Annotated in this window: 11 protein-coding genes and 1 tRNA gene; 5 read left to right on the top strand and 7 right to left on the bottom strand. The window is 54.7% G+C overall.

All coding sequences use genetic code 11. The annotated features are described in order from the left end of the window. Positions 1-23: 23 nt before the first annotated feature. The gene (locus PCAL_RS03300) at positions 24-1,376 is read right to left on the bottom strand and encodes a RuvB-like helicase (RefSeq protein WP_011849301.1); all 1,353 of its coding nucleotides are present in this window, start codon (positions 1,374-1,376) and stop codon (positions 24-26) included. A gap of 44 nt (positions 1,377-1,420) precedes the next feature. Between PCAL_RS03300 and PCAL_RS03295 the strand changes: the two genes are divergently transcribed. After that, positions 1,421-2,014, top strand: a complete 594-nt coding sequence (locus tag PCAL_RS03295) for a DUF4443 domain-containing protein (RefSeq protein ID WP_011849300.1) — start codon at positions 1,421-1,423, stop codon at positions 2,012-2,014. Positions 2,015-2,323: 309 nt separating this feature from the next. On the opposite strand, the gene PCAL_RS03290 is transcribed toward PCAL_RS03295, so the two are convergent. From PCAL_RS03290 to sufB, 3 genes are all read right to left on the bottom strand, one after another. Next, positions 2,324-2,440 (bottom strand) — tRNA-Val (locus PCAL_RS03290). A 61-nt stretch (positions 2,441-2,501) separates the two neighbouring features. After that, complete coding sequence (locus PCAL_RS03285; protein WP_011849299.1) at positions 2,502-3,095, bottom strand: hypothetical protein; 594 nt, start codon at positions 3,093-3,095, stop codon at positions 2,502-2,504. A gap of 28 nt (positions 3,096-3,123) precedes the next feature. Beyond that, positions 3,124-4,545 (bottom strand): Fe-S cluster assembly protein SufB, encoded by a 1,422-nt coding sequence (gene sufB / locus PCAL_RS03280; RefSeq protein ID WP_011849298.1) that lies wholly within the window; start codon positions 4,543-4,545, stop codon positions 3,124-3,126. A gap of 72 nt (positions 4,546-4,617) precedes the next feature. Here sufB and sufC point away from each other — a divergent pair, with 72 nt between their 5' ends. After that, positions 4,618-5,394: a Fe-S cluster assembly ATPase SufC gene (sufC, locus tag PCAL_RS03275; RefSeq protein WP_011849297.1), complete on the top strand. Its 777-nt coding sequence runs from the start codon at positions 4,618-4,620 to the stop codon at positions 5,392-5,394. Here sufC and PCAL_RS03270 read toward each other — a convergent pair. Beyond that, complete coding sequence (locus PCAL_RS03270) at positions 5,351-6,619, bottom strand: hypothetical protein (RefSeq protein WP_011849296.1); 1,269 nt, start codon at positions 6,617-6,619, stop codon at positions 5,351-5,353. The genes sufC and PCAL_RS03270 overlap by 44 nt on opposite strands. 169 nt (positions 6,620-6,788) lie before the next feature. On the opposite strand from PCAL_RS03270, the gene PCAL_RS03265 reads away from it, so the two are divergent. Genes PCAL_RS03265 through upp form a run of 3 tightly spaced genes read left to right on the top strand, consistent with a single transcriptional unit; the run spans position 6,789 to position 10,405 of the window. Then, a complete protein-coding gene (locus PCAL_RS03265; protein WP_011849295.1) occupies positions 6,789-7,259 on the top strand; it encodes an Lrp/AsnC family transcriptional regulator in 471 nt (156 codons plus the stop codon). 43 nt (positions 7,260-7,302) lie between these two features. Continuing rightward, positions 7,303-9,771: a M1 family metallopeptidase gene (locus PCAL_RS03260; protein ID WP_011849294.1), complete on the top strand. Its 2,469-nt coding sequence runs from the start codon at positions 7,303-7,305 to the stop codon at positions 9,769-9,771. A 1-nt stretch (position 9,772) separates the two neighbouring features. Next, positions 9,773-10,405 (top strand): uracil phosphoribosyltransferase, encoded by a 633-nt coding sequence (gene upp / locus PCAL_RS03255; RefSeq protein ID WP_011849293.1) that lies wholly within the window; start codon positions 9,773-9,775, stop codon positions 10,403-10,405. On the opposite strand, the gene PCAL_RS03250 is transcribed toward upp, so the two are convergent. Next, complete coding sequence (locus PCAL_RS03250) at positions 10,402-11,010, bottom strand: peptidase A24 (protein ID WP_011849292.1); 609 nt, start codon at positions 11,008-11,010, stop codon at positions 10,402-10,404. The genes upp and PCAL_RS03250 overlap by 4 nt on opposite strands. Next, on the bottom strand, positions 11,007-11,906 hold the full coding sequence (locus PCAL_RS03245) for a bifunctional phosphoglucose/phosphomannose isomerase (protein ID WP_011849291.1): 900 nt from the start codon (positions 11,904-11,906) through the stop codon (positions 11,007-11,009). The genes PCAL_RS03250 and PCAL_RS03245 overlap by 4 nt, the downstream gene beginning before the upstream one ends. Positions 11,907-11,916 lie beyond the last annotated feature (10 nt).

The following is an 11,916-nucleotide window of genomic DNA, read 5'->3' as shown; positions in this document are numbered from 1 at the left end:
AAAGCCGCCCGTTTTTAAGCACTTTACTTGAGGAATTTCTCCTCGAGCGATTTCACGTACTCCACAGACTCCTTTACTGACACAAAGTGGCGCCTCACGTACTCCACCTCTTCTCTCTCTACGGAGGACTTGCCCCTCTCCTTTGCTATTATGTACGCCGGTGTTAACAACTGGAGGGCGTACCTGAGGGAGTGGTTGACGCCTATGTCGGTCAGCAGCTTCAACGCCTCGTCTGACAGAGATATGCCCTGCTCCCTGGCCTTAATGCGTATAATCTCTCTTATCTCGTCGGCGGTGTAGGGCCTCGTCCTAATGATGACGAGCCTGTCCAACATGTCCTGCGGTATGCCGTGCGGCGCCTCGATGTCGGTACCCCTAATCTTGGCGATCCCCCTATTCGTGGCCATAATTATGATGGGGGCAAACTCAGTCTCCATGGCCCTCATTAGGAAGGAGAAGCTCTCAATGTCGAGCAGATGGGCGTCGTCTATAAACAACACGCCGGGCACGAGCTCCGCCTTCCCCTCGTCCAGCGTCTTTCTCACAATTTCGTCACTCTGCTTCCTAATCTCGTCCGGTATCTCCTTCACCTCCTCCGCAAAGCCAAACAACATCGCAGAGATGAGCCCCCTCTGCCTCGCCAGCGACACGTCCACGTCGTGGAGAGTGAAAAACCGCACAATCTCCTTCTCCTTGTAGACGGGGCCCTTGGGGATCTCAATCCTCCGCCTCACAGCGACGTCGTACTGCTCGCCGCTCTCTCCCCTGCCAACTACAGACACAGCCCCCGTCTCCTCGTCGATCATAATGACGTCGCCCTCCTCAACCCCGAGCTCTATCAACTGCTCGGCGATTTCCGCAGGCACACGGAGAGTCTTCTCCTCGTCCCTAGTGCGCAACTTTATCGTGGCGCCGAGGACCCTCTGGATGTAGGGGTTATATGGGTGTCTGCCATACCTAAATTCTATGGACCTAACCTCCCCCTCGTACACCTTACGCCACTCCCGCACCTTGATGCCAATGGCCCTCCTAAGCGCCCTCATCAAGAACTCCGACTTCTTAACCTCGAGAGAGTATATCTCGCCGCCAGAGAGGGCCACGAAGGGAGTCTCCCTGCCCAACTCCCTAGCTATGCCCAAGGCAAGCGCGGTCTTGCCAGTGCCAGGGGGACCCACGATTAAGACCCCCTTCCCCGCAAACTTGCCCTCCCTAATCATCTTAACGACGATGTACGCGGCTTCTCTGGCCTCCACTTGGCCGACGAAGCCGTCGGCTATGAATTCCACCTTCCCATCCCTTACTCCGAGGCCCTTTATGTGGCTGTGCGCGGCAAATCTCTCAAACTGGGACTTAACCTCCTCTATTCTCACCGACACGGGAGCTGAAAGTATCCTATTTAAAAACTTTGATTTGTAAACACATGCGCGCCGCAAAGACGCGGGAAGTTTTATACATACAGCTACTCGCCCTCCTGCGCACCTCCCCCACGCCCCGGGGCCGGCGCAATTTGGCAGAAGAGCTCAAAATAGGCGAGGGAGTCGCCAGAGCGCTCTTAGAAGCCGGCCGCCACCTCGGCCACATCTACATCATGAGAGGAGGGGCAAAGATAACCGAGGCGGGAGACACCTTTCTAAGGGACATCTTTGCCACATGCAAAATAGGCGCCGTGGTACCCATGAACGACGCTGGGAAATACCTATGCGGGAAAAGGTGCCTAGCCTTCATAATAGACGACAAAATCCCCAACGCCGTGGCCATGAGAGACGAGCTCGTAAGACTAGGAGCCTGCGGAGCATTAATCGTAGAAAAACAAGAAGACCTAGTCCTACCCCCGACATATGAAAAACTAAGAAAGTACATACCACAGCTGGCAGAGAACTTGTCAGAACACCTCAGCCAAGGCCAGAGCGCAGTGGTGACCTGCGGCGAGACATACGCAGACGCGATGAGCTTTATACAGATAAGATGCAAAAACCTCTTGACAGGTGATGAAGAGAACCCGGCGGACATGTGACAGGAGGCATCCTATCTGATGATACGCTACCCCCACACACAACGGCCCACAATTCGCTATCCACCACGTGCCACAAATTCAAACGCAGAGTTGCTCGCGGCACCATTCTATCCCCCGCGTCGATACTATACGACGAAAATGCTGAAAGCGCGAAGTGGAAACTGCTCATGCACAAACAAAGAGCGGCAAAAATTTAGGAGGTTTTTGCGTTGGCTACATTCTTCTTCTTTTTACACGGCATATCCCTACTACTACGCCACTTTTAAAGAGCGCTCGGGCAATATGCATATACTACGCCGAAAATAAGCGTGGTGGGCCCGCCGGGATTCGAATTCCCGGGGTACGCCCTCCCGGGATCACCCGCGCTCTAAGGCTGTTGCGGGTGCGCCATGTAAGGCGGGCATCCTACCGCTAGACTACGGGCCCCTGTGCCTATCTCTGGGGCGTTTATAAAGTTTTATCGTAAGACTGGCGAAACTTGGCGCGATTAGGGTATTCTCACTCCCCAGAGGTCTCTACAGAGGCCGGGGAGGAGGTATTTTGCGACAATCTCCGGCTCTGTTACCTTTAGTTGTTTTAGGGCATTGACCACGGCTGGGAGGGGCTGGCCTTCTAGCACCAGGGGCGGGTTGTAGAACATACAGCCGGTGGGGTGTTCGTAGAGTTGCAACGGCTCTGGCGCCACTTCTCTACAGTTGCCGCTGGCGCATATGTAGACTGCGTATGGCCTTTGGACTATGTAGCCGTCTCCTAGGGGGGCTATTGGGCCTGGGGGGCAGAGGCAGCCTCCCTTGGCGGCTTGGTAGAGTTTTAACAGAGCCGCCTCTACTTTTTCGTAGCCGTGTCTCCTGCCGTAGTTTGTGAGAAATGTGGTTATGGGCTTTTTCACGTTTCCCGATATCTCTACTCCGAGGGCCCTTTTTGCCTCTCTGGGGTCGGCGCCGAAGGCTATGGCTACGCCGATTATGTCGTACGGCGAGGCGTCGAACTGGTGCATTAGGTCTATTGACAGGTCTAGGGCCTTTCTGGGGTCGAACTCTGGCTTGCAGAGTGTGAACTTGTCTTGTATGCAGGGGTTCACGTTGGGGAAAAATTTCTGCTATATATGCTTAGCCGACTTTTGAAAGCTTGCCGAACTCAAGCTCTATCACTCTGCTCAGCACCACTGCGTACTCGAAGGGGAGGTCTTTCAACACGTCGCCGACGAAGCCGAGGACTATGGCCGCCTTCGCGGCGTCTTCTGTGAGCCCTCTGGCGCGGAGGTAGGCTATCTTCTCCTCCGATATTGTCGAGGCGGTGGCCTCGTGGGTCACGACGGCGGTTTCCTCGAACACTTGGTCGTGTGGTATTGTCAATGTGGCTGAGTCCTTGTCTAAGACAAGGGAGTCGCACTGTACGTGTGACTTGGCGTATTTTGCCCCTCGCTGCACGTGGATTAACCCCCTGTACACTGCGACGCCTCCCTCTGCGGAGATGCTCTTGTTCACCACCCTACTGCTCGTCTTTGGGGCTAGGTGCCACACCTTTGCCCCATTCTCCTTCCAGTAGGGCCCCTTTGCCGCAGTTATGCCCACGATCTCCGTGGAGGCCCCCTCGCCCTTTAGCACAGTGGAGGGGAAGGTGTAGGTGGTCTTGCTACCTATCGACCCCTCTACCCAGTGCACCTTGGCGTGGGCCTCCGCTATTGCCCGCTTGTTGTTGAAGTTCACCACGTCTCTTGACCAGTTTTGCACCGTGGTGATTTTTAGAGTGGCGCCTTCGTGGGCGTAGCCCTCGACCATTCCGTCGTGGAAGGAGTACTTCATCAGCCTTGGGGCGGAGCACCCCTCTATCCAGTGCACGTAGGCGCCCTTGTCGGCCACCACTATTGAGTGCTCCATTTGGGACTCCATGGACTGCCCTATGAAGAAGAAGGTCTCCAGTGGTTGCTCTATTCTTACGCCGGGTGGGACGTATATGAAGACTCCTCCTGACCACAACGCGCCGTGTAATGCGGCGAATTTGTGCTCAGGTGGGAAGACGCGCATGAAGTACTTCTGTACCAGGTCGGGGTACTTCTTCACCGCCTCCTCCATTGGCAACATGACGACGCCTTTTTCCTGTAGCTTCTTCTTTAGGTTGAAGTATATGATTTCGCTGTCGAACTGCGCTCCGAGGCCCAGCAACGCCTTTGCCTCTATTTCTGGGAGGCCGAGCTTCTCGTAGTACTCTCTAATCTCCTTCGGCACCTGGTCCCAGCTTGTCACAGTTTCCGTCTGCGGCTTGGCGTAGTGGGCTAGGGCCTCTAGGTCTATTTCCTCCACCGCACGCACCCACTTGGGCATGGGGAGTTTTTCAAAGAGCTCTAGCATGCGCAACCTCAGCCGCCTCATCCAATCGGGCTCGCCCTTCAGCCTGCTGATCTCCTCCACCATGTCTCTCGTGATTTTCCCCTTGAGGACCACTTGGTAGGCTAGCTTCTTCTCTACGCCCAGGGCCTCTTCCACAGACTCCACGTGGCTTATGGCCGTCCTTAGAGCCTCAACTTCCATGTGCCCTTTTGCGAATGATAGATAAAAGCCTTTGTTTGAGAAGTTTTTAAAGTGCCGTTCGAGGACTCTACGATGCACAAACTAGAGGTGGTAAATCTTAGGGTGGCTGTGGGTGGCAGAGAAATTTTGAAGGGGGTCAACTTGTCTGTGTCCAGCGGCGAGGTGGTAGTGGTCATGGGCCCAAACGGCAGCGGCAAGTCGACACTTTTCCAAACAATAGCGGGCAACCCCAAGTACGAGGTGCTCGACGGCGACATACTGCTCGACGGCCAGTCTATAAAGGAGCTCGCGCCCGAGGAGAGATTCGCCAAGGGGATCTTCGTGGGCTTCCAGTCGCCGGTGGCCGTGCCAGAGGTTAGATTTGCCTTTCTGCTCCAGGCGATGGCCAACGTGCGCATGGGCAAGAAGTTGACAGACCCCAACCCGCAGGTGTTGGCTCAGGCGCAGAAAATCGCGGCGGAGCTGGGATTGAGGCCGGACGTGTTTAACCGCGGCGTAGGCGCGGGCTTCAGCGGCGGCGAGTTCAAGAGGGCAGAGGTGTTGCAGGCCCTGTTGCTGAAGCCGGCCTTTGTAATACTGGACGAGCCAGACAGCGGTTTAGACATCGACGGCATAGCAGCTGTGGGCAACGCAATTACTAAGCTGGCGTCGTCGGGTAGCGGGGTCTTGCTCTCTACGCATTATGCAAGAGTTCTGCGCTTCATAAAGCCTACTAGGGTGTACGTCATGGTGGACGGCCGCGTCGCGCTAGAGGGAGACGAAACGGTGATTAAGAGGATAGAGGAGTTGGGGTACCAGGGGTATTTCAAAGAGTTGCAAAACTTCGGCGAGTTGACTTCTTCAAAATAACGACTGCAACTACTACGAAGGTTGCGAGGACGACCAAAAGAGCGTAGGTGGCTGCTGAAAGGCCCTCGTAACTCTGCGCAGTCTCGTTTGAGGATGGCGGCCTTTCAACGGTGAGCGTTACCACTTCGCCGGGCCTCAGTGACACGGTGTATGTCACATTTACGCCGCCTAAGTCCACCACCACCTTGTACACGCCTGGGGGCAACTCCACCCTCCTGGGCATTGCCTCTCTCGCCGTATAGTTTCCGATGATGTACACCCACCGGGCTGGCTGTTGGTAGCGGAACTCGACGTACGCTGTGGGCACAGATATCGTCACCTCTTCCACGGCCCTCGACACGTGTACCGACACGCTCCTCTTAGTGTGTACTGCGTCTACCTCGACCATATACGTGGCGTTTGGAAGAACCCAGAGCTCTGCCCTTCCTCTGAAGGATTCGTTGGCGATTCTGATGGCCCAGTCGTACCTAACGGCGCCGGCGGAGTCCACCGCTGTGACTACTAGCCTACTTGCATTTGGCGTAACGTCGCCGCCGCAGTGCTTGGCTACGTCTATTCTCCACCTGTACCTTGTGCCGTTTGGCGCCACCACGTCGGTCTCTACTACGGCGTAGTAGGCCGCCGTATTGAACGTAAAGAGTGTCACATTCTGGCCGACAGCTACTAGGTTTGTCCCATTGTAGACGTATATGGCCTTAACTGGCTCTCTCGCTGAAATAGTGCACTTCTTTACTATGCCCAGGGCCGCCAGGTCTGCCCCCAGCTCCCAGAGGCTGGTCTTAACAGTTGTATTGACCGCGCGCCCCGCCACCGAGACTATATGTATTTCCGCTGGGTAATTTACATTTCCTACTGGTATCTCCCTCTCTAGTGTATTATTTCTAAAGTTAATTCTCAAGCGGGCGTATGACCCGTTTAGGAGTTTGACCCATATGTCCACATAGCCGTCGGCGGGAAGTGGAGATATGGCGACTTCGCCTACGCGGTATATTGTGGCCACCACGTGGCCTTCCGCGTAAGTTCTCCAAGCCAGGACGCCGTCGACGTATATCTCCACTGGGCCTGTTGGGACCTCTACGAGACCCGTGGCGTTTGTGTATTTGCACAATCCCTCTACGCACACCGTGGCGTTTTGCACTGGGTAACCGAGGGCATCTCTTACGTCTATTATCGCCGCCCCCGCCACAGCTAGCGGCAGGAGAAGGACTAGCGCGATGTACCTCACGTGGGGGGCTTCCCTTTGGGTAATAAACTTGGCGGAGTAAAATATTTATAGCGGAGAGAGGCTTTGTTACGCCGTATTAGATGTGTCTCCTCTTAGCTAAAAAACTGTAGGCCGCATCTTTCCCATAATTGAGCGATACATTTAAATATCTAAAATTCGCTCTCCTATTATGACAGAGGAAATGAAGTTAACAGACCGACAGTTCCAGTTGCTTAACCACTTGCTACAGAGGGCTCAGCCCATGCGAGTGTACACTGTGTACGGAGACCAAGACGAAATTGCAAGAGAGCTGGGCATGACGCGGCAGGCGTTGGCCATCCACCTTAAGCGGCTTAAGGAGCTTGGCCTCGTGAGAACTGGAAGAGAGTTCGTCGACATAACTGAAAAGGCGGTGAAGTTGCTCAAGGGCCAGTCCAACGACGTGATTATACTAGTGAAAGTAGAACCGAAATACCGTGATAAGGTGTACGAGGCTGCCAAGAAGTTGCCTATTGAAAAGGCCCTGCGTCTCGCCGGCGACTTCGATTTGGCAGTGATTACGCAGGAGACTGTGTTGGACAAAGTGTTAGATGCGATAAATAACATGGAGGGCGTCAAGGAGACGAAGACCTTTATCTCCATTGGGGCCATAAAAGAGTAGTTTTTGAGATAGATTTATAACGCCGTCTAAACGTCCACGTTTCATGAAGTACTTAGTGGGGAGGGACTTCGCCTTTCCCGAATATCTGCCTAGGCATCCGCGATCTTACGACTTCGACGTGGTTAAGATGAGCCTTGACGTTGAGGTAGATTTGGAAAATGGCGCCGTTGAAGGCGTGGTGAAGTACGTCGTTAGGGCCAAAAAGAGCGGCGCAGTGGTTGTCTTAGACGCTGTGGACATTGAGGTTTTGGGAGTTAGCCACGACTATTTCTACGATGGCGCCAAGCTCGAGATTCGCCCCGAGTGGAAGAGCGGGGAACAGGTGGAGGTGGTTGTGAGGTATCGGGCCAGGCCGAGGGTTGGCATGTTTTTCGTGAGGAGGGGCAAGGAGGTGTATATGTGGACACAGGGAGAGACCGAGTATAACCGGTACTGGGTCCCTCTGCCAGATTCGCCTAATGTGAAATTCCCGTGGTCTGTGTCCATTACCGTCCCTAAGCCGTATGTGGCTGGGAGCAACGGCGTTTTGGTAGAGGTGAAGGAGAGGGGCGACAAGCTGGTCTACGTGTGGGAGATGCGGCACCCCATGTCGCCTTACTTGTTGGCGCTGGCTGTGGGCAATTTCAAGGTGTATAAAGAGAAGTGCGGCGATGTTGAGCTAGAGTACTATCTGCCTAGCTATGTGGGAGAAGAGTGGAAGTTCTCGTTCTATAACACGTGTAGCATTATGCAGTTTCTGTCGCAGTACTTGGGCGTGCCCTATCCCTATGAGCGTTACGCCCAGGTGGTAGTGCCTGAGTTCATATATGGCGGCATGGAGAATACGACGTTTACAATTTTGACAGATTGGACTATCCACGATAAACACGCCCAGTGCCCCTACTCCGGCTTTCCGTGTCTAGAGCTGGAGGACTTCTCGTCGCACCCACTAGTTGCGCATGAGATGGCGCATATGTGGTTTGGCGACTTGGTCACGGCCAAGGACTGGGCGCATATAACTATCAATGAGTCTTTTGCCACTTTTCTAGAGGCTCTGTGGACTGAGCGCTCCAAGGGAAGAGATGAGTACCTCTACGAGATTTATACAAACTTCAAAATATATCTGGGGGAGTACTCTAGGCGCTACTCGCGGCCAATTGTGACAAATATATACAAGATACCTGACGAGGTGTTCGACCGCCACGCCTATGAGAAGGGGTCTGTGGTTTTGCACATGTTGAGGAGTCTCCTGGGCGACGAGGTGTTTAGGAGGGGGCTCAAGACGTTTCTAGAGAGGTATAGGTACAAGGCCGTCGACGTCGAAGACTTGAGGAAGGTTTTTGAAGAAGTGTCGGAGCGCGACTTGGAGTGGTTCTGGAACCAGTTCTTCTACTCAGCTGGCCACCCAGTGCTGAAGGTGTCTTGGAACTACTCCATGGAGGACAAGGCCGCGAGAGTGCAGATTAGACAGACGCAGGGGGAGGACAGCTTCCCCGTCTACACGCTTCCGTTGGAGCTGAAGATCGTGTATGAGGACGGCAGAAGGGAGGTCAAGTCCTTGGTGCTTAACGACAAGGAGTTGAGCTTTACTTTACATGGGAAGCCCAAGTACATATGCGTAGATCCTGGCTTTAAGATTTTGAAGTCGCTGGATCCTCAGTACCCCCTGGAGTCCGCAGTGGCGATGTTGGAGGACGAGGACCTCTACTGCAGGTTGCAGGCAGTGGAGGCGTTGAAGAAGAACGGTAGTCCAAAGGCCGTGGACGCTCTTGCGAAGGCTCTGCGCGACAATTTCTGGGGCGTGGCCTCTGAGGCGGCAAAGGCGTTGGGAGAGGTTGGAACTGCCGAGGCCGTGGCCAAGCTAATTGAGGCATACCCTGTCGTGGCTCATCCAAGGGCTAGGAGGGCCATCATAGAGGCGCTTGGCAATACAAGGCGGAGAGAGGCCGCCGAGTTTTTAGACAGAGTGCTCCACGACGTGGGGGAGAGCTACTATGTGAGAGCCGAGGCGGCGAGGGCGTTGGGCAAGACTAGGTGGGAGTTCGCCGAGCACAGCCTAAGAAAGGCCCTTGAGTATTCCAGCCACTTGGAGGTTATTAAGAGGGGGGCACTGGAGGGGTTGGCGGAGCTGGGTAGCGAGGAGGCTCTAAGGCTTGTGCTGAAATACGCAGAGGAGGGCGTGCCGACCGTTCTCAGGATGACCGCTGTGCAGGCCCTTGCAAAGTTTGGCCCACGTAGGGAGGTTCTTGAGGTTATAAGGAGGGCGCTGAGGGATGAGAATTTCCGGGTCAGATACGCCGCAGTCGCCGCGGCGTTGGAACTCCTAGAGCCTAGGCTCTTGCCCGACCTCGAGGAGAGGATTGAGCGCGACTTAGACGGCCGTATTAGGCGCATGGCGAGGGAGGTTGTGGAAAAGATTAGGAAGGCCATGGAACGCGGCGCTGAATACCAGCGGCTTAGAGAGGAGGTGGAAAAGTTGCGTGAGGAGTATCGCAAGCTCCTCGACCGCGTGGCTCGGCTGGAGCGCGTCTGAGATGCCTGTACGCATTATAGACCACGTATATGCCCAACACCTGTTGACAAAGCTAAGGGACAAGTCGACGAAGGGTATAGAGTTTCGTAAAGGCCTTGTTAGACTTGGCAGAATAGTGGGGTACGAGCTGGTTAAGACTTTTCCAACGCGGCAGGTGGAAGTAGAGACGCCGCTCGGCAAAGCAACCGGCGTTGAAATAGTGGGCTTGGACAAAGTCGTCATTGTCCAAATTCTTAGGGCGGCGATGCCCTTCGTAGAGGGGCTTCTAAAGGCTTTTCCACAGGCGCGTCTCGGCGTAGTTGCCGCAAGGCGGAGAGAGGAGGGCGGCGCAATATCTGTGGAGGTGTTCTACTCCAAGGTACCCCAGATAGAGGGGGACGTGGTCATAGTGGCGGACCCAATGTTGGCGACGGGGGGTACGATGATAAAGGCAATAGAGGAGGTGTACAAGGCTGGGAATCCGCAACGGCTAATAGTGGCGTCGGTCATAGCCACTCCCATAGGCGTAGACAACGTGCTTTCGAAATATCCGCATGCTGAAATTTACACCGTTGCAATAGACCCAGCGCTTAACGACAGGGCGTTCATAGTCCCTGGCCTCGGCGACGCAGGCGATAGAGCTTTTTCCTCTTAGCGGAGAAGTACAAAATTCCACAAAAGGTATGCCCAATACCCAGCGGCTAGATAGACGAGGTAGGGGATTCCGTACTTGGCCTTTATCCACTCCTCCCGTGGGGGCTCCGGCGGCTTGTAGCGCTCCATGTCACTTTCTTCGCCCACGATGTATTTAAAGGCGGTGCCTCTTGCCAATGCCTCCTTGTACTCTGCCCCTGAGATACACACGTGCGTCAGCCTCTCGACGAGCGACATCTTGCACGGCTTGCCCCTATTCTTGTAGTAGAGCCACAGGGCCGTTGCGGGGAGGAGCACCGCGCTGGCTATTACGACCACAAAGGCTGTTGGGAGAAAGGGCAACGGCAGCGGCGCCGTGGAGACGGCGGCTAGGGCGAGGGAGTCCGCGTAGCCGGTGCCCAGCGCCCTCATAAACAAGGCCAGGAGTATCCCAGCCGCCAGAGAGACGTAGTAGAATGGATTCCCCCAGTTCGCCCACGCCAAAAAAGCCGCTGGAACTGCCATGGCCGCAAAAAGCCAGACGTCTACTTCCCTAGTCTTCAAGTCTTGCCACGCCGCTATGGACAAGAGCGCGGCGAGAGACGCGGCAGCTAACTCTTGTATCATTGGAGGCGCCGTTTTAACGCCTCTATTCTTGGGGTAGCGAGCGGGTTCACTCCTCTGCTCTCTGCCAGCTTGATGGAGGCTACCCCAACTTCTCTGAGGAATGTGAGCACTCCTCTTGTGCTCATTTCAACTACATAGAGGGTGCCTCCAAGTATTTCTAAGGTCGCCTTTACTCGCTCTTGGTGTTCTCTCGGTATGTGGGGGCTTGTGAGCGCTACTATGGGCCGCTCTGAGCCCTCTATCCAGTTGTGGTGGGCCTCTGGGAGAATTTCTACAGATGGCTCAATTTTCGCATTTTCGTTAAACTCGTTTTTCACTCTGTAGGCCACGCCTCGCATAGTCTCTGGGGCAACTATAGTGGGTCTCTTCTGAAAGTCCTCCATTAGCTTGTGTATCAGTGGGTCGTTCGGCGGCTCTAATGCCTCTGGTATTTCAATGGGAATGCCATACACCTTTCTTACGACGTGTAGCGCCGCTGTTAACATCTGTGGCAACGCGGCGCGGGGGGCGCTGGCCTTTGGTATAATTATAGTGGGGACGCCCATCTGCGCCAGCTTTCCGCCGGTGGTGATGGCAACGGTTGGGATTCTCCTCTTCTTTGCGTACTCAACGGAGTAGAGGGTTTCCACGGTGTTTCCCGAGTATGAGACAGCTATTAGGAGGCCGTCCCTGGCTCTGAGGAAGTAGTCCTTGACCACTGTCACTTCGACGTCCCAGTTCCATACTATTGAAAAATCGCGTATCAAGTCTCCCACTACGCCGGAGCCGCCCATTCCGCTGACATAGAGGCGGCTACTCGGCGTTATTTCTACTTCGTCTCCGTCTACTCGATATCTCGTTGGGAATTCTACGCCGCGGAGTATAAACTTCTCCCACTGCAGATAGTCGTTTAACACTCTCGCATGG

This window comes from Pyrobaculum calidifontis JCM 11548, from assembly GCF_000015805.1.
In the GTDB taxonomy this organism is placed as follows: Archaea; Thermoproteota; Thermoprotei; order Thermoproteales; family Thermoproteaceae; genus Pyrobaculum; species Pyrobaculum calidifontis.
Note: the sequence above shows the minus strand (reverse complement) of the source record. Positions and strands in the feature narration are given on the sequence as shown.